The organism is Pantoea phosphatilytica (assembly GCF_051025615.1).
Lineage (GTDB): Bacteria > Pseudomonadota > Gammaproteobacteria > Enterobacterales > Enterobacteriaceae > Pantoea.
In genome coordinates this window covers 1,317,434-1,338,644 of record NZ_JBPFDF010000001.1, presented here as the reverse complement: position 1 = coordinate 1,338,644, position 21,211 = coordinate 1,317,434, and the positions used below count along the sequence as shown (strand labels likewise).

The following is a 21,211-nucleotide window of genomic DNA, read 5'->3' as shown; positions in this document are numbered from 1 at the left end:
TCCGGCGTTTTTATTGTGTTTAACATGGAGCGCCGCGCGTTGTTGGCTGCGGTGAAAATAAGACGTGAACTATTCCCTTATCGACCAGGATGATCAACTGGCAGACGTGTGTCAGAAAGCGCGCCAGCACGCGGCGGTGGCACTGGATACCGAATTTGTCCGTACCCGCACTTACTATCCTCAGCTGGGTCTGATCCAGTTGTTTGACGATCAGCAACTGGTGCTGATCGATCCGCTGAATATCCGTGACTGGTCACCCTTTATCGAACTCTTAACGGATACGCGCGTCACCAAATTCCTGCATGCCGGCGGGGAAGATCTGGAAGTTTTCCTGCACCGCTTCGGCGTTCTGCCGACGCCGATGATCGACACCCAGATTCTGGCAGCCTTCTCCGGCCAGCCACTCTCATGGGGTTTTGCCGCCATGGTGGCCCATTTCACCCAGGTTGAGCTTGATAAAAGTGAATCACGCACAGACTGGCTGGCGCGTCCGCTGACCGAGCGTCAGTGCGCCTATGCAGCAGCAGATGTCCACTATCTGCTGCCGATTGCCCGTCAGCTGATGGCGAATACTGAGGCTGCCGGTAATATGGCAGCGGCGCTCAGCGAGTGCGAAAACCTCTGTCAGCGCCGTCTCGACACGGTTGTACCGGATGATGCCTGGCGGGATATCACCAATGCCTGGCAGCTGCGCCCCCGTCAGCTGGCGGCATTACAGCGGCTGGCGGCCTGGCGTCTGAAGCTGGCGCGTGAAAAGGATATGGCGGTCAATTTTGTGGTGCGCGAAGAGCATCTCTGGAAGGTCGCCCGCTTTATGCCTGGCTCACTGGGCGAGCTGGACCATCTGGGGCTGTCGGGACATGAGATTCGTTTCCACGGCAAAACGCTGGTGGCGCTGGTCGCCGACGCTGCGGCGCTGGACGAGAGTGAATTACCCGCACCGCTGGGTAATCTGATCGATCATCCGCACTATAAGCAGGTGTTTAAAGCAGTAAAAGCACTGGTGCAGCAGGTGAGTGAGCAGAGTGGGTTCAGTCAGGAACTGCTGGCGTCACGCCGTCAGATCAATCAGGTTCTCAGCCAGCACTGGGGCCTGAAGCCACAGGGACGTCAGCCGGAGTTACTCACCGGATGGCGGGGCGAACTGTTGAAGCCTGGCATTGATGCCATTCTGGCGGATGTCTGACCGATAAAATTTCCCCTGCCAGAGCGCAGGGGAAATTCAGGAAACGGTCAGCGTCATTTCGTCACGTCATCCGTTTCCGGCAGCGTGACGTTCAGCTCCAGAATGGAGATATCATCCCCTTTCTGATCCAGCTGCACCGTCACCATTTCCGGGTCAATCTTTACATATCTGCAAATCACTTCCAGAATGTCGCGCTTAAGTTGCGGAAGATAGTGGGGCTCACTGTCGCCCCTTCTCCGTTCTGCCACGATAATCTGCAGCCTTTCCTTGGCTATATTGGCAGTGTTCTTCTTCCGGGATAAAAAGAAATCAAGTAATGCCATGGTTTATCCCCCGAACAGGCGTTTCAGGAAACCCTTCTTCTCTTCTTCGATAAAGCGGAAGGGACGAACTTCACCGAGCAACCGTTCAACGGTATCGGCATAGGCTTTGCCAGCATCTGACTCACTGTCAAGGATCACCGGCTCGCCCTGGTTAGAGGCGCGCAAGACTGACTGATCTTCAGGGATCACACCGACCAGCGGAATGCGCAGGATCTCCAGCACATCTTCCATGCTCAGCATGTCGCCACGGCTTACGCGGCCAGGATTATAACGGGTCAGCAGCAGATGCTCTTTTACCGGCTCCTGACTGTTTTCAGCGCGACGGGATTTAGATGAGATGATGCCCAGAATACGGTCGGAGTCGCGAACAGAGGAGACTTCCGGGTTGGTGGTAATGATGGCTTCATCGGCAAAGTAGAGCGCCATCAGCGCACCGGTTTCGATACCCGCCGGTGAGTCGCAGACGATGAAATCGAACTCCATTGCTGCTAAGTCGTTCAGGACTTTTTCAACACCTTCACGGGTCAGCGCATCTTTATCGCGGGTCTGTGACGCAGGCAGGATGTAGAGCTGCTCAGTGCGTTTGTCGCGAATCAGCGCCTGGTTCAGCGTGGCATCGCCCTGGATGACGTTAACGAAGTCATAGACCACACGGCGTTCACAGCCCATGATTAGATCCAGGTTACGCAGACCGATATCAAAGTCGATCACAACCGTCTTTTTGCCTTTCTGCGCTAAACCGGTGGCGATGGCCGCGCTTGACGTGGTCTTACCAACGCCCCCTTTACCGGATGTAACTACAATAATGCGTGCCATAAATGTTGATTTCCTTAACAAAAGAAAAGGGGCCTAATTAAGTGTCTGGATAGTCAGCGCGCCATCCTGCAGGCACAGGCGCGCAGCTTTACCAAAAAATTCTTGCGGGATCTGATCCATGATCCAGTACTCCCCGGCAATCGAGACCAGCTCGGCGGCCAGATGGGTACAGAAAATCTGGCAGTTGCGGTCACCGCTGGCGCCTGCCAGCGCACGGCCGCGCATCATGCCATAAATATGAATGTTGCCATCGGCGACCAGTTCGGCCCCGGCGCTGACGCTGCTGGTGACGATTAAGTCAGCGTCACGCGCATAAATCTGCTGGCCTGAGCGCACCGGGGTATTCACGATGCGGGTTTTGGCGGCGACGGCTTCAGCCATCACAGGCTGGGGTTCAGGAACCGGTGCAGGCGCAGGGGCGGGCGCTTCACTGCGCGGCCGGGCCTCTTTACCTTCAGCCAGTACCGGCAGGCCGGCCCGGACGATAATGCGTTTCAGGGCATCATCTTTACAGCCGCTCACGCCGACAATGCGTAAACCGGTGGCAAGAATCGCCTGCTGTAGCTGCTTCCAGTTAACATCTGCACTCAGTGTGGCGACGTTAAGCACCACCGGAGCGTTCTTCAGGAAATCTGGCGCCTGGTCAATCTTGTCCTGGAGTGCCTTGCGGATCACCACAGGGTCATGGTGATGCAGATGGACGACAGACAGGGTGAAACTGCTACCTTTAAATTCGATTGGCGTTTGCGACATCAGTCCCGACTCAGTCCTGTTTTCACTACCGTCAGCCAGGCGATGATAAAATCATCGTTTATGCGCTTACGGTGAATATTCGAAGTTCTGCAAGCATGTTATAGTTACAGCTATATTCAGACAAGCCTCAACGCCGGTTAATTCGAGTAAAAAATATGTTTTGTGTGATCTACAGAAGCCCGTTACGTGACCAGACTTATCTCTATGTTGAAAAAAAGGACGATTTTTCGCGCGTTCCTGAAGCGTTGCTGAAAGGATTTGGCAAGCCCCAGCTGGCAATGGTGCTGAAGCTGGAGGGCCGCGACAGACTGGCTAATGCGGATATCAATAAAGTTAAGCAGGGATTGAGTGAACAGGGCTATTATTTACAGCTTCCTCCACCAATCGAAAGTCTGCTAAAAATTCATTTACAGGCTGATAAAAAAGTTTAACTCAGATTCATCTGTAAATATAAATCCTCTCAGCGCGATGCTGCCAGGATAATATGACTTTAAGGCTGCGCAAAATAGACGGCGCAGCTTATCTGTTTTCTCCGCTTCTTAAATTTTTCGCCTGAATTCCCTCCCGGATTGGTCGAAACTTCAGCGATTATGCGCCCCTGTTTACGCTTATTGACAAATTCTACCCCCCGGACCGTTAAAAGGATCTTATTATCACGCCATGAGGCTGGCATTTCGATCAGCTCACAGGCAAACATCAATCCGCCAGCAACGCTGGCATCACACCTAACCTGAACAGGGGATGAGCATGTATCAGCATCGGAACTGGCAAGGCGCTCTGATAGATTTTCCGGTCAGCAAAGTGGTTTGCGTCGGCAGTAACTACGCAAAACACATTAAAGAGATGGGCAGTGCAACGCCGACTGAACCCGTTATCTTCATTAAACCGGAAACTGCGCTGTGTGATCTGCGCCAGCCGCTCTCGATTCCCGACGGCTTTGGCGACGTTCACCATGAAGTAGAACTGGCGGTGCTGATCGGTGCCACCCTGAAGCAGGCTACTGAAGCGCATGTGGCTCAGGCTATCGCAGGTTATGGTGTGGCGCTGGATCTGACGCTGCGGGACCTGCAGGCCGGACTGAAAAAAGCGGGTCAGCCGTGGGAGAAGTCCAAAGGCTTTGATAATGCCTGTCCCATCTCCGGGTTTATTCCGGCCGCCGGGTTCAGTGGTGACCCGCAGAACAGTGAGCTTAAGTTGCTGGTTAACGGCGAGGTCCGCCAGCAGGGCACCACTGCGGATATGATCCATAAAATCCTGCCGCTGATTGCTCATATGAGCCACTACTTTACGCTGCGCGCCGGCGATGTGATCCTGACCGGCACGCCGGAAGGGGTCGGCCCGATGCGTTCCGGGGATCAGCTGGAGGTCTCATTAGCGGGCCACGGCATCAGCACACGCGTACTCTAAACACTTGCATCACTGCGGCAGAGGCTTTATAAGGTGCGTTTCAGGCACAACCCGGACAATCATCATGACTGATACCCCTTTCTGGCAACACAAACGCCTGGCACAAATGAGCGATGAGGAGTGGGAATCCTTGTGTGATGGTTGCGGTCAGTGTTGCCTGAACAAGTTACAGGACGCCGACACGGATGAGATCTACTTCACCAACGTCGCCTGTAATCAGCTCAACATCAAAAGCTGCCAGTGCCGCAACTATGAGCGCCGCTTCGAGTTAGAAGAGGATTGCATCAAGCTCACCCGCGAAAATCTGACCACCTTTGACTGGCTGCCGCGCACCTGTGCTTACCGGTTGCTGGGCGAGGGCAAACCGCTTCCGGCCTGGCATCCGCTGCGTGCCGGTTCGAAAAGCGCCATGCATGCCCAGCGCATTTCGGTGCGTTATATCGCGGTGCGGGAAAGTGAAGTGCGCGACTGGGAAGATCACATCATTGATCGGCCCGACCGCAACGGCTGAGTGTCGTAAACGCGGAAGGATGAAAAAAAGGCTGCCTCGGGCAGCCTTTTTTCTGTCAGCGGCCAAAGAGGTCGCGCTGTTTCGGTCTGAACGGCTGCGCAATCAGGACCAGCGCCGCCACCAGCAGATAGCCGGCAAACACTACAATCATCCACTGCGGCATACTCAGCGTCAGAAACGTCCAGCTGCGTTCTGCGCAGTCACCGCTGGCCAGAAAGACCGACGGCAGCCACCTGTCGAGCGGCAGAAAGTCGGGAAAGCGGGCCGCAAAATCGCAGGTGGTAAAAGGATTTGGATGCAGCTGAATCATGGTGTGTTCATAAGCGAGGCGCAGACCTTCCCAGGCACTGTAGATCCAGAGCGCCAGCGCCCCCAGGCGCAACGGCGATTTCGGCGCAATCGCCCCCACCAGCCCCGCGCCCAGCACTCCGAACAGCGCATTCCGCTCATAAATGCACATCACGCAGGGTTTCAGACCCATGACGTGCTGAAAAAAGAGCGCCGCCAACTCCAGCGCCAGCGCAGTCAGGGCCAGTAATAACCAGGCACCGCGACCGCGTGAGCAGCGATTCAGATATCTCAACATATTGCATTCCCTGTAAACGTGAATGCCACGCAGTGTAAACCAAAAGCGCAGGCAAACCAGCCACAGCCAGGGAAAAATCGTGTGTAAACATAACCTGATGCTGATCCAGCGCAGGTTACAGGGGGAGACGCCGCAAAGGCCGAAGCGGACATTCACTGGTGGCGACAGGCGGCGCGCGGCAGCCAGCAAGGCCGCCGCCATTGGCCGTCGCGCTGGCTGACGGCCAGTCTGAAATATGCGCCCGCGCCCGGTTTTAATGGTGACGCAGGCTATATCCGCTATAGGGCGTCTGGTATGATGAGTGCCCATCATGATTAGAAAAGCAACGAGAACACATTGCTATGGTTATAAAGGCTCAGAGTCCAGCGGGATTTGCTGAAGAGTATATTATTGAAAGCATCTGGAACAGTCGCTTTCCGCCCGGGTCGATTCTTCCTGCTGAGCGTGAGCTTTCTGAATTGATTGGGGTGACGCGCACCACACTGCGTGAAGTGCTGCAGCGCCTGGCGCGCGATGGCTGGCTTACGATCCAGCACGGTAAGCCAACGCGGGTAAACGACTTCTGGGAAACGTCCGGGCTGAACATCCTGGAAACCCTGGCCCGTCTCGATCACGACAGCGTGCCGGTGCTGATCGACAACCTGCTGTCGGTGCGCAGTAACATTTCATCGATCTTTATCAGCCGGGCCCTGCGCCACCATCCCGATAAAGCGCGTGAAGTGCTGGAAACGGTCAGCGCAGTCGCCGACCAGGCGGATGCCTATACTGAACTCGACTATCGGGTCTTCCGGGGCCTGGCCTTTGCCTCAGGCAACCCGATTTACGGCCTGATCCTGAATGGGCTGAAAGGTCTCTATACGCGCGTGGGTCGCCACTACTTTTCCAACCCTGAAGCCCGACAGGTGGCGCGTGATTTCTATCTGAAGCTGCTGGCGCTGTGCGACACCTCGCCAGGGCAGGATGAGATTGTTGAGGTGGTGCGTAACTATGGCCGCCGCAGCGGTGAGATCTGGCACAGCATGCAGAAGAACCTGCCTGACGATCTCGGCAACAAACGTTAAAAAAAACCGGACTTCGCGTCCGGTTTTTTTTATCTCTTCAGAGTGCAACGCCGCGTGGCGGATTGCGGTCCAGCAGCTCGACGCTGCCATCCTCATTCTGCTGTTCGAGTATCACATCAAATCCCCACAGGCGATGAACATGCTTCAGCACTTCGCGACGGCTCTTATCCAGCGGCGTGCGGCCCTGCGGCACATAGCGCAGCGTCAGTGAGCGGTCGCCACGCAGATCGACGTTATAGACCTGAATATTGGGTTCCAGATTACTCAGGTTGTACTGGGCCGAGAGCTGCTGGCGAATGGCCCGGTAGCCTGCCTCATCGTGGATCGCGGCGATTTCAAGGTAGTTATTGCGGTCATCGTCCAGTACGGTGAAGAGACGGAAATCGCGCATCACCTTCGGCGAGAGGAACTGACTGATGAAGCTCTCATCCTTGAACTCGCGCATGGCGAAATGCAGCGTTTCCAGCCAGTCGGATCCGGCGATATCCGGGAACCAGTAGCGATCCTCTTCCGTCGGTGACTGACAGATACGCTTGATGTCCTGCATCATGGCAAAGCCTAATGCGTAAGGGTTGATGCCGTTGTACCACTGACTGTTATAGGGCGGCTGATAAACGACGTTGGTGTGGCTGTGCAGGAACTCCATCATAAAGCGTTCCGACACTTTACCCTCATCGTAGAGGTGATTAAGAATGGTGTAGTGCCAGAAGGTGGCCCACCCCTCGTTCATCACCTGAGTCTGTTTCTGGGGATAGAAATACTGGCTGACCTTGCGCACGATGCGCAGGATCTCGCGCTGCCACGGCTCCAGCAGCGGGGCGTTTTTCTCCATAAAGTAGAGCAGGTTTTCCTGCGGCTCAGAGGGATAGCGCGCAGCTTCAAAGGGCACCGCCTCTTTCTCACGGCGCGGCAGCGTGCGCCAGAGCGTATTTACCTGACTCTGCAGATACTCTTCACGGCTCTTCTGCCGCGCCTTCTCCTCCTGCAGAGAGATTTTCTGCGGGCGTTTATAGCGATCGACGCCATAATTCATTAAGGCGTGACAGGAGTCGAGCAGGCGTTCGACCTCTTCAACGCCGTAGCGCTCTTCGCAGTCGCTGATGTAATTTTTCGCAAACAGCAGGTAGTCAACGATCGATCCGGCGTCAGTCCAGCTGCGGAACAGATAGTTATTTTTAAAGAATGAGTTGTGACCGTAGCAGGCATGCGCCATCACCAGCGCCTGCATGGTCATGGTGTTCTCTTCCATCAGATAGGCGATGCAGGGATTGGAGTTAATGACGATTTCATAGGCCAGGCCCTGCTGCCCATGTTTGTAACGCTGCTCGGTCTCGATAAACTTTTTACCGAATGACCAGTGAGAGTAGTTGATCGGCATACCTACGCTGGAATAGGCATCCATCATCTGTTCAGAGGTAATGACTTCGATCTGGTGCGGGTAGGTATCCAGCCGGTAGAGTTTTGCGACCCGGTCGATCTCGGCTAAATAGACATCCAGCAGTTCGAATGTCCAGTCTGGTCCGTCGTTGAGTCGTTTGCTGTCTCTGATGGCTTCGTCAAAGATTATCGTCATAGCGCACCTCTTGTTTGCAAACCGGCTGACCCGAGAGACAACCCGTTCTGGTTATTTAAGGCTTCGTCCTGAAAAAGGGAACCCAAAAAAACTAGGCGAACACAACAATGATAGCCCACTGTCGCCTATCCGAAATGCGAACTCAAACGAAATCTTTGGCACAAAATCATTCAGATAGAAGCAAAGGCATATTTAACCGTTTTTCATCCGGGCTATGGCGCCGATCACGGAATATCATCCTGTTTATAAGCAGAATGTATGGGGTTGAAGGATTCTCCTGAAACAGGCAGATTTCACTGCGTTTGTTGTCATTTATTTCTGCATTTAAGGATTAAGACGCATAAATTGCTGAAATGAGCCGTGCCATAAGATTTCAGTTACCTGAAAAGTAAAAAAGATGTGAAATAGAAGATGAAATTCCGGGGTGATATCCGCTGTGTTAATCCGCTGGTTATCATCATTTGAACAGTGAATTATGCTTTTAGAGGTCGGGTGGGGGAGCTATGCACGTTGTCATTCTTGGAAGTGGGGTAGTCGGTGTGGCCAGCGCCTGGTATCTGGCCCGTGCCGGACATCAGGTTACCGTTATCGATCGTCAGCCTGCGGCGGCGATGGAAACCAGTGCGGGTAATGCCGGACAGATCTCACCGGGCTATGCGGCCCCCTGGGCGGCCCCCGGCGTACCCCTGAAGGCGGTGAAATGGATGTTCCAGCGTCATGCGCCGCTGGCTATCCGGCTGGATGGCAGCAGTTTCCAGCTGGAGTGGATGTGGCACATGCTGCGCAACTGCGACATCAACCACTATCAGCAGAACAAAAGCCGGATGGTGCGGATCGCCGAATACAGCCGTGACTGCCTGAAAGCGTTGCGCAGTGAAACCGGCATCGCCTATGAGGGCCGTCAGGGCGGCACGCTGCAGCTCTTCCGCACCCAGCAGCAGTTCGACAGCGCCAGCAAGGATATTGCCGTGCTGCGTGATGCGGGCGTGCCCTATGAGCTGTTAGAGGCGCACGAGCTGTCGCGCGTTGAACCGGCGCTGGCGGCGACCCGGCATAAGCTCACAGGCGGCTTGCGCCTGCCTAACGATGAAACCGGCGACTGCCAGCTCTTTACACAGCGGCTGGCGAAGATGGCCGAAGAGGCGGGCGTGATCTTCCGCTATAACACCACCGTTGACCACCTGCTGCGCGATGGCAACCGCATCTATGGCGTGAAGTGCGGCGACGAGATCGTTAAAGCAGACAGCTACGTGGTGGCGTTTGGCTCCTACTCGACTGCGCTGCTGAAGAATGTCATCGACATTCCGGTCTATCCGCTGAAAGGCTACTCGCTGACCATTCCGATTAAAAACCCGGATGCGGCGCCAGTGTCAACCATCCTGGATGAGACCTACAAAGTGGCAGTAACCCGCTTCGACGATCGCATCCGCGTAGGGGGAATGGCGGAAATTGTTGGTTTTAACACCAGACTCACCGAAGCGCGGCGGGAAACGCTGGAGATGGTCGTCAGTGATCTCTATCCTGAAGGCGGTCATGTCGCGCAGGCGAGTTTCTGGACCGGCCTGCGCCCGATGACGCCAGACGGAACGCCAATCGTAGGTGCCACGCCCATCTCTAACCTCTACCTGAATACCGGTCACGGTACGCTGGGCTGGACAATGGCGTGTGGATCGGGTCAGCTGCTGGCCGATCTCATCTCCGGTAAAAAACCCGCCATTGCTGCCGATGACCTGGCGGTGTTCCGCTACTTACCCGGCTTCGCGGCGGCGTCATCCCCGCTGCGTAACGCTAACGCAACTCGTTAAGTATTCAGGGAGAGGAAGATGTCACGTCCGATTGTCGCGACCATTAACCAGCAGGCGTTACGTCATAACCTGACGATTGTGCGCCAGGCAGCCCCCGCATCCCGCGTCTGGTCAGTGGTCAAAGCGAATGCCTACGGCCACGGCATAGATCGCGTGCGCGAAGCGTTGTCTGCCACCGACGGCTTTGCGTTGCTTAATATGGAAGAGGCGATACAGCTGCGTGAGCAGGGCTGGAAAAAACCGATTCTGCTGCTGGAGGGCTTTTTTCATCCCGACGATCTGCAGCTGATCGACCGCTATCGCCTGACAACCAGTGTTCACAGCAACTGGCAGATCAACGCGCTGGCCGCGGCCAGGCTCTCTGCGCCCGTGGATATCTATCTCAAGGTTAACAGCGGCATGAACCGACTGGGCTTCCGCCCGGAACAGGTCAGTAACGCATGGCAGAAGCTGCGCGCGCTGAATAACGTGGGTGAGATGACGCTGATGGCACACTTTGCCGATGCGGAGAATCCCGAGGGGCTGATTGCCCCGCTGCAGCGCATTGAGCAGGCGGCCGAAGGGCTGAACTGCCCGCGTTCTCTCTCCAACTCCGCCTGTACCCTGTGGCACCCTGAAGCGCACTATGACTGGATTCGCCCTGGCATCGTGCTTTATGGGGCCTCGCCCAGCGGCGACTGGCAGGATATCGCGGGCAGCGGCCTGCAGCCGGTGATGACCCTGAGCAGCGAGATTATCGCGGTGCAGCAGCTTCAGGCGGGTGATGGCGTCGGCTACGGCTACCGCTACCGGGCCAGCAGTGCCCAGCGAATCGGTGTCGTCGCCTGTGGCTACGCCGACGGCTATCCGCGTCATGCGCCAACCGGCACCCCCGTCTGCGTGGATGGGGTGATGACCCAGGTGGTGGGCGCGGTTTCCATGGATATGATTACGGTGGACCTGACCCCCTGTCCTCAGGCGGGCATCGGCTCTGCCGTCGAGCTGTGGGGCGAGCAGGTCAAAATCGATCAGGTCGCCAAAGCGGCCGGAACGGTAGGGTACGAGCTGATGTGTGCGCTCGCCCCCCGCGTGCCGGTAACGGCTATTTAAGCGCGGTCAGCGTGCCGCGCATCTTCCTGCTGCAGCGCCAGGCGATGAATGCCAGCGCTGCACCCACCAGCATCATCAGGCTCAGTGAGAGCTTCTCTGCCACCGGCAGCGCCACGATAATCAGGCTGCCTGCCGCACCCCCTGCCATCTGAATAAAGCCCTGCAGGGCCGACGCAACGCCCGCCTGCTGCTGGTACGGCTCCAGCGCATAGCTGGTGGCAGGCCCCACGGTAAAGGCCAGTCCGGCCACCGCCACGGCGACCGGGAACATATAGAGCGCCCAGTGGGTCTGCAGCGCGGCCGGAAAGATCTGCATACCGGCTACCAGCAGCAGCGCGCCCAGCAGCATGGTCAGGAAACCCATCGCCAGACAGAACGGGCGTCCCGCTTTACGAATCGCTTTGTTGACGAACATGCTGACAAACATGATCCAGAAGCCGTTCGCGCCAAACGCAAAGGAGAACTGGATCGGGGTCAGGCCACCTTCGCTCATCAACACCTGCGGTGCCAGCGATACATAGGTCAGCACCATACCCAGGGCGCCGGCATTGGCAAAGGCAAACGCCAGAAAGCGGGGCTGACGCAGGATCGCGGCATACTGTTTAACCGGCAACCCTTTGACGCGCAGGGTATCCGCCGGGCGGGTCTCCGGCAGCCAGATCAGCACCAGCAGCGTAATCAGCGCGCCGTAGCCACAGAGGAACCAGAAGGGCGCGCGCCAGTCGAAGGCGCTGGCCAGCAGGCCCCCCAGCAGCGGCGCCAGGGCCGGAACGATATTCAGCGCACCATTCAGAAAGCCATAGGCACGGGCCGCATCATCCCCGCTGAGCCGGTCACGCACGCCGCTGAAGGCCACAACCGCGCTGCAGCAGACGCCACAGCCCTGCACCAGGCGGGCGATGACAAACAGCGGGAAAGAGGTGGCGGTTGCCGCGATGGCGCTGCCGGTAATGTAGAGCGCCAGGCCCAGCAGCGCGATCGGCTTACGGCCGTAGTTATCCACCAGCGGACCGGTGACCAGTTGTCCCAGCCCCATCACCAGCAGGAACAGGGGAATGGTGGTCTGCACCAGGGTAACCGGCGTATTCAGCCCGACCGCGATTTGCGGCAGCGTGGGCAAATAGAGATCGATGCCTAAAGGTGCCAGCAGCACCAGGCTTAATAAAAGCAGAGTAAATTTTTGCATAACAACCAGAGGGTAAACGGTCTGTTAAAAAACGATCGCAAAGGGTAATGATTCAGGGGCAAAAAAGATAGAGGAAAGGGGTGCGGAAAGTGCGATGCCTGCCGTAAACAGGCATCGCTGGGTCAGACTCAGTAGGCACCGTCGCGGCGCAGCACCACACCGGCGGTTTTAAACAGAATGGCGACGTCGGTCCAGAGCGCCCAGTTCTTCACATACCAGGAGTCAAAATAGACCCGGGTATCGTAGTCGATGTCGTTTCGTCCGCTTACCTGCCAGAGTCCTGTCATGCCCGGTTTAGCCATCAGGTAATAATCCACGTCACCGGCATAACGCTCCAGCTCCGCTTCAATCACCGGACGCGGGCCGACCAGGCTCATCTCACCGCGAATAACGTTCCACAGCTGCGGCAACTCATCAAGGCTGGTTTTACGCAGGAATCCACCAATGGCGGTAATACGCGGATCGTTCTTCAGTTTGAAGTCTTTGTCCCACTCTCTGCGCGCCTCTTCGCTGGTCGCCAGCAGCTTCTCCAGCACTTCTCTGGAGTTGGTCACCATCGAACGGAACTTCAGGCACTTAAATTTTTTGCCGTTCTGACCGACACGCTCATGACCATAGATCGCATTGCCGCCATCCCGCTTCACCATAAAGCAGAGCAGGGCGAAGACAGGAGCGAGGAACAGCAGCAGCATCGACGCCACCACGATATCAAAGGCGCGCTTCATGAAACGAGAAGAGTGCTTCGCCAGATTATTGCTGACGCGCAGGATCATCACTTCATGGCTGAAAATAAATGACATGTCGGTGCCATAAAGTGGCACGCCGCGCAGCGTCGGGATCACGGAGACCGATCGGCAGTTCATCTTCGAGAGGAACTTCAGCCAGCGGTCGCGCATCGGCTGCTGCTCATACTCCATGGCCACGATAAACTGCACGTTGTCACGGTCGATGGTCTGCCAGTTAATATCTTTCCAGGTGATCACCGGTACGCCATTGACACTCTGTTCAGCTGGAACATCATCCACCGAGATAAACGCTTGCACGTTGTAGCCCAGAATCTCTTCACTCTGCAGCGCCGCATAGGCTTCGGTGGCGTTACGGCCGGAACCGATGATGATCGTCTCTTTCTGCCACTGGCCCGCCTTGTTGATGGCGCGTTTGACCATCGCCCGCATCAGCGGCAGCAGCAGCAGCGCATAAGTCCAGCTGAAGACCCACACCATGCGCGAGAAGTCCCACTTCGAGAAGGCAATCAGCGCGAGGTCGAGCAGTGAGAAAACAAATAAGGTTTTGACGATCTCTTTCAGCTCAAACCAGAAAGGTTTGCGGTAGGTGTAATGGCGCAGACGGACCCAGAACCAGCCGGTACAGAGCACCGACATAATAAACTGCGCGATAAAACGATATTCAATCTGATGCGGGGGAATAAAGGTGTCCAGCTCGCCCCAAATACCCTGTATTGTGGCGGCAGATAAAAACAAAGCCAGATTAAGTGCAATCAGATCGGAAAAACTCAGGGCGAATTTCACGATGATATTTTTGCGCGTGCCGCTCCACGAGCGGCTCGGGCTATTCATTATCAATGTACTTGCCATAAAACCTGCTCTCTTTCTTAAGTAAAAGATGGCCTGATCAGAATCAGGTACGCGCTCAGGAGTGGGCTGCTGAAAATTCAAAAAGTCATTTTCAGGCTGGTGCAGTCAGTCAAGCCAGTACAGCTGCAAAAAGATAACGATTAAAGCGTGATGGTACTCACGAAATGTTGCAGCATTGAGAATGAGTATGCAGGAGATATTTGACAGAGTTAATACGGAAAAAATCTGAAAACCGCGAAAGTGATTAAAGTTTTAAATGGCTAAGCTGATGATTAATTGAGATAAAATAAGAGTGCAGTCAATTATAACCAAACCGTTTAAGACGCTTTTTAGGAATTACCGCCAGTACTTCAGACTGGCGGTAATGAAAAAATTCAGGCAGGTTTTTTTAAAATCCAGCGGTCCTGCTGTTTATCATAATGACCGATTTGCAGATCCACCGGTTCCCCATCAATCCAGGCTGGCACGCTGGTATCGCGATCCCATCCGTCGAGTTGGGTAATTAAGCCGGGATTGGTATGGCAGGGGATACTGACGGTGTCGGTGTTCTCACCGTCAAGATCGGCATCAACAATCTCATAACGACCAATTTTAACGACGTGTCCCATTCATTTCTCCCGTTTTTTACTGACACAGAGCATTAAGCTTAGCGTATCAGCAGAAAATAACGTCACTGAATGATTAGGATTATTCCTTCTCTTCAGCCGGACGGACACCAATCTTAACGATGCGGTTATCCTCTTTCTCCGCAACGGTCCACGTCAGCTGATTCCACTCAACCTGGTCGCCGACGACCGGCGCGCCGCCCAGCATCGCCAGCACCAGTTGCCCCAGCGACTGCTGATCGTTGGTGCTCTCATCCAGCTCCAGGCCGTAGATCTGCGCAACGTCACGCAGACGCGCCTCCGCATCCAGAATAAAGTCGCCGAAGAAGCGCTGGTCGAGTGAAACCGGCGGCGTCTGACTGAACATCTTGCCCAGCGCAGGCAGGTCGCGCTCACGGCCGATGACGCAGATCACGTCGTTCTCTTTAAGCCGCGTGCCGCCATTGGGGTGCATCAGCACATTGTCACGGAACAGGGCGGCGATGCGGGTTTCTCGTGGCATCTGCAGATCGCGCAGGGCCGCGCCCACACACCACTTGTCTGCGCTGAGCTGATAGACAAACTGCTCCCACGGATTCTCCGGATGGATATCCAGACCGATCCGGCTGATGGGCGAGGCGGTCGGCGGCACCACCACTTTGGCTTTTTTGGCAGCAAAGCCCAGCGAGGTACCCTGCAGCATCAGGGAGACCAGCACCACAAAGAAGGCGATATTAAAATAGAGCGAGGCATTCTCTAATCCGGCCATCATCGGGAATACCGCCAGAATGATCGGCACCGCGCCGCGCAAGCCGACCCAGCTGATAAAGAACCGTTCGCGGGTGGTGAAGCTGCGGAACGGCAGCAGGCCGATAAAGACCGACAGCGGACGCGCCACCAGAATCAGCCACAGCGAAAGGATCATTGCGGGCAGGGCGATGTGCCAGAGATCGGACGGCGTCACCAGCAGCCCCAGCACGATGAACATGCCAATCTGACTGAGCCACGCCATCCCGTCAAAGGTCTGCAGGATGCCGTGACGGTTGCGAATCGGGCTGTTGCCCAGCAGAAAGCCGCACAGATAGACAGCGAGAATGCCGCTGCCCTCTAACACCGTTGTCAGGGCGAACACTAGTATCCCGCCGCTCAACGCCAGCAGCGGATAGAGCCCCCCGGCAAGGCTGATGCGGTTAATAAGCTGCTGCAGCGCCCAGCCGCCACCCAGACCCAGCACGATACCCAGACCGAACTGCTGCACCAGATGTACCAGGAACATCCAGTCGAGGCCGCTGCGGCCCTGCTCGATCATCTCGATCAGGGTGATGGTCAGAAAGACCGCCATCGGGTCATTACTGCCCGATTCAATCTCCAGAGTGGAGCTGACACGTTCATTCAGCCCTTTGTCACCCAGCAGTGAAAAGACGGCGGCGGCATCGGTGGAGCCGATAATCGCGCCGATCAGGAAGCCCTGCATCATATCGAGGTTAAACAGCCAGGCGGCCACTACACCCGTCAGACCGGCGGTAATCATCACGCCGACGGTCGCCAGCGACAGTGCCGGGCCGAGCGCCACCTTAAACGAGCTGGCTTTGGTGCGCATTCCGCCATCCAGCAGGATGATGGCCAGCGCCAGGTTTGAGATCAGATAGGCTGCCGGGTAGTTATCGAAGGCGATACCGCCGATGCCATCCACCCCGGTCAGCATACCCAGCGCGAGGAAGATCACCAGAATCGGGATCCCCAGCCGGGAAGAGAAGGAACTTAGCAAAATACTCGATGCTACCAGCACGGAACCGATGATAAACAGACTGTAGACAATAGTGTGGTTCAAACCCGGTCTCCTGAGATATGACAGTGCGAAGGCACAACTGGTGACAAATATCCATGCTATCTCTGAAAGATAATGTTTTATCAAGGAGTTGTCATTGTGAAAATGCGTATTATACGAATTGCTTAACCCATTGCGGTATCAGATTAATGTGAAGAATGAGGGGGTTGGCAGGCAAGTGGAGGAAAAGAGACTGTTTTAACAGGTTATTCGGCTGATAAAAAAAGCCGGTGATAAACCGGCTCAGGGGATACAGCCTGTCAAAGCGAGAGACGCTTTTGTCTTCAGCAACGCAGCACGGAGCTCAGATAGCCCGCATCCGGCCGCCAGAAATGACGTTTTCGCACAGTGCACACAGACCCGGATCGCGCCGTGAGGCGTTTCAGCGCTTCTGCAGCGTCAGGCCTCCGTTGCCTGCTTATGAAACAGCGAACGAAATACCGGATAGATATCTTCCGGCTCACGAATATGTTCAATCGCAAAGTTATCGAACGTCGCCTGCAGATGTTCATATTCGCGCCACAGCGTCTGATGCGCGCGACGGGTGATCTCAATGTAACTGTAGTAACGCACCACCGGCAGAATCTGCTTCGCCAGGATTTCATGGCAGAGTGGTGAATCGTCGGCCCAGTTATCGCCATCGGACGCCTGAGCAGCATAGATATTCCACTGCGCCGGGTCATAACGCTCTTTGACCACCTCATCCATCAGCTTCAGGGCACTGGAGACGATGGTGCCGCCGGTTTCCTGCGAATAGAAGAACTCCTGTTCATCCACCTCTTTCGCCTGAGTGTGATGGCGGATATAAACCACATCCACGTTTTTGTAGGTGCGGCTCAGGAACAGGTAGAGCAGGATATAAAAGCGTTTTGCCATATCCTTGGTGGCCTGATCCATAGAGCCAGAAACGTCCATCAGACAGAACATTACGGCCTGGCTGGAGGGCTCCGGGCGTTTCTCGAAGTTCTTGTAGCGCAGATCGAAAGTGTCGATAAAGGGCACCCGGTCGATGCGCGCCCGCAGCTCGGCAATCTCTTTGCGCAGCCGCTCCTCCTCCAGCAGCCGGGCCGGTTCGCTTTTCTGCACTTCCTGCAGCGTCTCTTCCAGTTCATGCAGCATCCGGCGTTTACCCGCCGTCATCGCGGTACGCCGCGCCAGCGAGTTCTGCAGCGAACGCACGACGCTGATGTTGGCCGGCACGCCATTCGAGGTAAAACCGGCACGGTGGGTCTTGTACTCATTCATCTGGCGATGCTGGTTGCGGCGCAGGTTAGGCAGCGCCAGATCTTCGAACAGCAGATCCAGATACTCATCTTTGGAAATCTGAAAGACAAATTCGTCCTGCCCCTCACCATCCTGACTGGCGTTGCCCTGGCCGCTGCCGCCGCCACCGCCGCCACCCTGCGGACGCTCTACGCGGTCATTCTGAACAAAATGGTCATTGCCCGGATGGACCCGATGGCGATTGCCGCCGCGGCCCTGATGAAAAATCGGCTCGTTAATGTCGTCGATCGGGATCGAGACAGACTCACCGCTGCTTACGTCGGTCACCGAGCGTTTATTGATGGCCTCGGAAATCGACTGCTTGATTTGAGACTTGTAGCGGCGCAAGAATCGCTGGCGGTTAACCGCGCTCTTGTTTTTGCCGTTAAGCCGGCGATCGATGAAATAGGCCATGGTATTCCCCCAAACTACATTGTAAGCAGGCCGGGCGAACCCGACCTTTCAGACCGGTATCACTTACCGGCAAGCTTACAGACTCTGATCAGGACGATTTACGCACACGCAGATACCATTCGCAGAGCAGACGAACCTGCTTGCGGGTATAGCCTTTTTCCATCATGCGATCGACAAAATCATCATGTTTTTTCTGCTCATCCGTCGAGGTCTTGGTGTTGAACGAGATGACCGGCAGCAACTCTTCCGTGTTAGAGAACATTTTCTTCTCAATCACGGTGCGCAGTTTCTCGTAACTGGTCCAGTTCGGATTGCGACCGTTGTTATGTGCCCGTGCGCGCAGCACAAAGTTAACGATCTCGTTACGGAAATCTTTCGGATTACTGATGCCGGCTGGCTTCTCGATTTTCTCCAGTTCCGCGTTAAGCGACTCACGGTCAAACAGCTGTCCGGTATCGGGATCGCGATACTCCTGATCCTGAATCCAGAAGTCGGCATAGGTGACATAGCGGTCAAAGATGTTCTGACCATATTCAGAGTAAGATTCCAGATAGGCAGTCTGAATCTCTTTGCCGATGAACTCCGCATATTTGGGGATCAGGTAGCCTTTAAGATGCTCAAGGTACTTCTCTGCCTGCTCCTGCGGGAACTGCTCGCGTTCAATCTGCTGCTCCAGCACGTAGAACAGATGCACCGGGTTAGCCGCCACCTCCGCGTGATCGAAGTTAAATACACGCGACAGGATCTTAAAGGCAAAGCGGGTGGAAAGACCGTTCATCCCCTCATCCACACCGGCGTAATCGTGGTACTCCTGCCAGGATTTCGCTTTGGGATCCGTGTCTTTCAGGCTTTCCCCATCATAAACCCGCATTTTGGAGTAGATGCTGGAGTTCTCAGGATCTTTCAGACGCGACAGGATAGAGAAGCGTGCCAATGTTTCCAGCGTGCCGGGTGCGCAGGGCGAGGTCGCCAGCTCACTGTGGGCAAGCAGCTTGTCGTAAATTTTGATCTCTTCAGAGACCCGCAGGCAGTAAGGCACCTTAACAATGTAGACGCGGTCCAGGAACGCCTCATTATTCTTGTTATTGCGGAACGTAACCCACTCAGATTCGTTGGAGTGCGCCAGAATAATGCCGTTAAACGGCAGCGCCGAGATCCCCTCGGTTCCGTTGTAGTTCCCCTCCTGAGTCGCCGTCAGTAACGGATGAAGCACCTTGATAGGGGCTTTAAACATCTCGACGAATTCCATGATGCCCTGGTTAGCGCGGCAGAGCGCACCGGAGTATCCGTAGGCATCGGGGTCGTTCTGGGCATGATTTTCCAGCTTGCGGATGTCCACTTTGCCGACCAGCGCAGAGATATCCTGGTTGTTCTCATCGCCCGGTTCGGTTTTGGCGATCGCCAGCTGCTCCAGAATCGACGGCCAGACCTTGACCACCTTGAAGCGTGAAATATCGCCACCGAAATCGTGCAGGCGCTTCGCCGCCCACGGCGACATAATCGTGCCCAGGTAACGACGCGGCACGCCATACTCTTTTTCAAGAATATGCGCATCTTCCTGGGGGTTGAACAGGCAAAGCGGATGGTCGTTCACCGGGCTGCGCTCGCCGTCGGCACTGAGCACATAGATCGGCACCCGCTGCATCAGCGACTTCAGCCGTTCCGCCAGGGAGGATTTACCGCCACCCACCGGGCCCAGCAGATAGAGGATCTGTTTCTTCTCTTCCAGTCCCTGGGCGGCATGTTTCAGGTAGGAGACGATCTGCTCAATCGCTTCCTCCATGCCGTAGAACTCCTCGAACGCCGGATAGCGTCCCATCACACGGTTGGAAAAGATTCTGGAAAGGCGTGGCTCCTGGGCAGTGTCGACCATTACCGGCTCACCGATAGCCATTAACAGTCGTTCTGCCGCGTTGGCGTATGCACTGCGATCCTGCTTACAGATGGCAAGAAATTCCTGCAGTGTGAACTCTTCGTCCTTGGCCGCTTCATAACGCTGACGATAGTGATCGAATATATTCATAGCGATGCCCGTCCTTTCGTTTTTAGCACAGGTAAGGAGCGTAATTAGAGGCTTGTAGCAGCTCCCGGAAGATATTCTTTGTTGAGTACAGCAACCCTTATGCCAACCTGATCTTTTTTATCGGTATACACAACGTTTGTGGTTACTCTGCTCGGTCAAAATCTCTGCTGTTACTTCTAACTGTAGATGGCTTCTAGGAAATTTCCTCCATGAGTTGGGGTGAAAAGGTGAGTGTTCAAAAGTAATTTGGTTTGTTGTGAGATGAGTTCATATCGGTGATGCTTTAACTTAACGTGTTTTTAACCTTTAATGCCACTTTATCTGGTGAGCGCCTTAAAGGATTTCGATATAAGTTAATCCAGCCGCGAAAAACCGTTAGACTTCCTGTTTGATTGTTATATTTATGGAATGAATAAATTGTGAACCAATTCAAATTTAAGACGCTTGTTGCTCTTCTGCCCTGTTATTTACTGATGCCGCAGGCAAATGCCGCTCCGCTTTCTGTGGGCGCATCAGTCATCTACGCTGAGTCACCTTATCGTGGTGGTCAGGACCGTTATCTTCCGGTTCCGGTGATCAACTATGAGGGTGAAAACTTCTGGTTTCGCAGCCTGCAGGGCGGTTACTACCTCTGGAAAGATCCCCAGGACCAGCTGTCGCTGACGCTGCTGGGTTCGCCGCAGGAGTACAAACCCAGTGACAACGATCTGGGTGACATGAAAGGACTGGATAAGCGCCGCATGACGCTGATGGGCGGCCTGACTTATCGTCACACCGCAGAGTGGGGGATTCTCCGCACCGCCTTACTGGGTGATGTCCTGAACAACAGCAACGGCATGATCTGGGACCTCACTTATCTCTATCGTTTCCAGCTGGGCGACTTCAGCCTGACGCCGGGTATCGGTGCGATGTGGAACAGCGCCAATCAGAACCGCTACTACTATGGCGTTTCAGGACATGAAAGCGCCCGTACCGGTATCAGCCGCTACAATCCGGATGACAGCTGGTCGCCTTATGTTGAGCTGACCGCCAGCTATCAGATTGCAACACAGTGGAACATCGGCATTACCGGACGCTATACCCGCTTCGACAGCGAAATCAAAGACAGCCCGATGATCGACAAGAGCGGGCAGGCGACCCTCTGGACGGGCGTCAGCTACAGCTTCTGATAACGCACTAAAAGAGGGCATTTACGGCCCTCTGTTCTT

19 protein-coding genes are annotated in these 21,211 nt (G+C 55.3%); 8 read left to right on the top strand and 11 right to left on the bottom strand.

What is annotated here, in order from left to right; genetic code table 11:
* Window positions 1-64: 64 nt before the first annotated feature.
* Window positions 65-1,186, top strand: a complete 1,122-nt coding sequence (gene rnd, locus ACR6AS_RS06590) for a ribonuclease D (RefSeq protein ID WP_111138876.1) — start codon at window positions 65-67, stop codon at window positions 1,184-1,186.
* A 53-nt stretch (window positions 1,187-1,239) separates the two neighbouring features.
* On the opposite strand, the gene minE is transcribed toward rnd, so the two are convergent.
* From minE to minC, 3 genes are read right to left on the bottom strand one after another with little or no spacing between them, the layout of a single operon-like run.
* Window positions 1,240-1,509: a cell division topological specificity factor MinE gene (gene minE, locus ACR6AS_RS06585; protein WP_111138877.1), complete on the bottom strand. Its 270-nt coding sequence runs from the start codon at window positions 1,507-1,509 to the stop codon at window positions 1,240-1,242.
* Window positions 1,510-1,512: 3 nt separating this feature from the next.
* Window positions 1,513-2,325 (bottom strand): septum site-determining protein MinD, encoded by an 813-nt coding sequence (gene minD / locus ACR6AS_RS06580; RefSeq protein ID WP_111138878.1) that lies wholly within the window; start codon window positions 2,323-2,325, stop codon window positions 1,513-1,515.
* A 33-nt stretch (window positions 2,326-2,358) separates the two neighbouring features.
* Window positions 2,359-3,078 carry a septum site-determining protein MinC gene (gene minC, locus ACR6AS_RS06575; RefSeq protein ID WP_111138879.1) on the bottom strand — a complete coding sequence of 240 codons (720 nt, stop codon included), beginning with the start codon at window positions 3,076-3,078 and terminating at the stop codon, window positions 2,359-2,361.
* Between the two features lie 155 nt (window positions 3,079-3,233).
* Here minC and ACR6AS_RS06570 point away from each other — a divergent pair, with 155 nt between their 5' ends.
* The 3 genes from ACR6AS_RS06570 (at window position 3,234) to ycgN (ending at window position 4,996) form a co-directional block, all read left to right on the top strand.
* Window positions 3,234-3,509, top strand: a complete 276-nt coding sequence (locus ACR6AS_RS06570; protein ID WP_111138880.1) for a YcgL domain-containing protein — start codon at window positions 3,234-3,236, stop codon at window positions 3,507-3,509.
* A 316-nt stretch (window positions 3,510-3,825) separates the two neighbouring features.
* Entirely contained in the window at window positions 3,826-4,485 is a 660-nt protein-coding gene (locus tag ACR6AS_RS06565; protein ID WP_111138882.1) for a fumarylacetoacetate hydrolase family protein, read from the top strand.
* 64 nt (window positions 4,486-4,549) lie between these two features.
* The gene (gene ycgN / locus ACR6AS_RS06560; protein WP_111138883.1) at window positions 4,550-4,996 is read left to right on the top strand and encodes a cysteine cluster protein YcgN; all 447 of its coding nucleotides are present in this window, start codon (window positions 4,550-4,552) and stop codon (window positions 4,994-4,996) included.
* A 55-nt stretch (window positions 4,997-5,051) separates the two neighbouring features.
* Here the strand turns inward: ycgN and dsbB are convergent, their stop codons facing one another.
* Window positions 5,052-5,582 (bottom strand): disulfide bond formation protein DsbB, encoded by a 531-nt coding sequence (dsbB, locus tag ACR6AS_RS06555; protein ID WP_434161528.1) that lies wholly within the window; start codon window positions 5,580-5,582, stop codon window positions 5,052-5,054.
* Window positions 5,583-5,923: 341 nt separating this feature from the next.
* On the opposite strand from dsbB, the gene fadR reads away from it, so the two are divergent.
* On the top strand, window positions 5,924-6,643 hold the full coding sequence (gene fadR / locus ACR6AS_RS06550) for a fatty acid metabolism transcriptional regulator FadR (protein ID WP_111138884.1): 720 nt from the start codon (window positions 5,924-5,926) through the stop codon (window positions 6,641-6,643).
* A 37-nt stretch (window positions 6,644-6,680) separates the two neighbouring features.
* On the opposite strand, the gene ACR6AS_RS06545 is transcribed toward fadR, so the two are convergent.
* Window positions 6,681-8,216 (bottom strand): SpoVR family protein, encoded by a 1,536-nt coding sequence (locus ACR6AS_RS06545; RefSeq protein ID WP_111138885.1) that lies wholly within the window; start codon window positions 8,214-8,216, stop codon window positions 6,681-6,683.
* A 503-nt stretch (window positions 8,217-8,719) separates the two neighbouring features.
* Between ACR6AS_RS06545 and ACR6AS_RS06540 the strand changes: the two genes are divergently transcribed.
* The gene (locus tag ACR6AS_RS06540) at window positions 8,720-10,021 is read left to right on the top strand and encodes a D-amino acid dehydrogenase (protein ID WP_111138886.1); all 1,302 of its coding nucleotides are present in this window, start codon (window positions 8,720-8,722) and stop codon (window positions 10,019-10,021) included.
* Window positions 10,022-10,039: 18 nt separating this feature from the next.
* Window positions 10,040-11,110, top strand: a complete 1,071-nt coding sequence (gene dadX / locus ACR6AS_RS06535; protein WP_293771093.1) for a catabolic alanine racemase DadX — start codon at window positions 10,040-10,042, stop codon at window positions 11,108-11,110.
* On the opposite strand, the gene ACR6AS_RS06530 is transcribed toward dadX, so the two are convergent.
* The 6 genes from ACR6AS_RS06530 to yeaG form a co-directional block, all read right to left on the bottom strand.
* Window positions 11,103-12,296 carry a multidrug effflux MFS transporter gene (locus ACR6AS_RS06530; RefSeq protein ID WP_293771091.1) on the bottom strand — a complete coding sequence of 398 codons (1,194 nt, stop codon included), beginning with the start codon at window positions 12,294-12,296 and terminating at the stop codon, window positions 11,103-11,105. The two genes, dadX and ACR6AS_RS06530, sit on opposite strands and share 8 nt — an antisense overlap.
* A 128-nt stretch (window positions 12,297-12,424) precedes the next feature.
* On the bottom strand, window positions 12,425-13,891 hold the full coding sequence (gene wbaP, locus ACR6AS_RS06525; protein ID WP_111141822.1) for an undecaprenyl-phosphate galactose phosphotransferase WbaP: 1,467 nt from the start codon (window positions 13,889-13,891) through the stop codon (window positions 12,425-12,427).
* A 374-nt stretch (window positions 13,892-14,265) separates the two neighbouring features.
* Window positions 14,266-14,499 (bottom strand): DUF1480 family protein, encoded by a 234-nt coding sequence (locus tag ACR6AS_RS06520; RefSeq protein WP_111141824.1) that lies wholly within the window; start codon window positions 14,497-14,499, stop codon window positions 14,266-14,268.
* Between the two features lie 79 nt (window positions 14,500-14,578).
* Window positions 14,579-16,306 (bottom strand): potassium/proton antiporter, encoded by a 1,728-nt coding sequence (locus ACR6AS_RS06515; RefSeq protein WP_293771088.1) that lies wholly within the window; start codon window positions 16,304-16,306, stop codon window positions 14,579-14,581.
* Window positions 16,307-16,702: 396 nt separating this feature from the next.
* A complete protein-coding gene (locus ACR6AS_RS06510; RefSeq protein ID WP_111141827.1) occupies window positions 16,703-17,980 on the bottom strand; it encodes a YeaH/YhbH family protein in 1,278 nt (425 codons plus the stop codon).
* An 88-nt stretch (window positions 17,981-18,068) separates the two neighbouring features.
* On the bottom strand, window positions 18,069-20,003 hold the full coding sequence (gene yeaG, locus ACR6AS_RS06505) for a protein kinase YeaG (RefSeq protein ID WP_111141829.1): 1,935 nt from the start codon (window positions 20,001-20,003) through the stop codon (window positions 18,069-18,071).
* A gap of 419 nt (window positions 20,004-20,422) precedes the next feature.
* Between yeaG and ACR6AS_RS06500 the strand changes: the two genes are divergently transcribed.
* Complete coding sequence (locus ACR6AS_RS06500; protein ID WP_111141831.1) at window positions 20,423-21,172, top strand: MipA/OmpV family protein; 750 nt, start codon at window positions 20,423-20,425, stop codon at window positions 21,170-21,172.
* Window positions 21,173-21,211 lie beyond the last annotated feature (39 nt).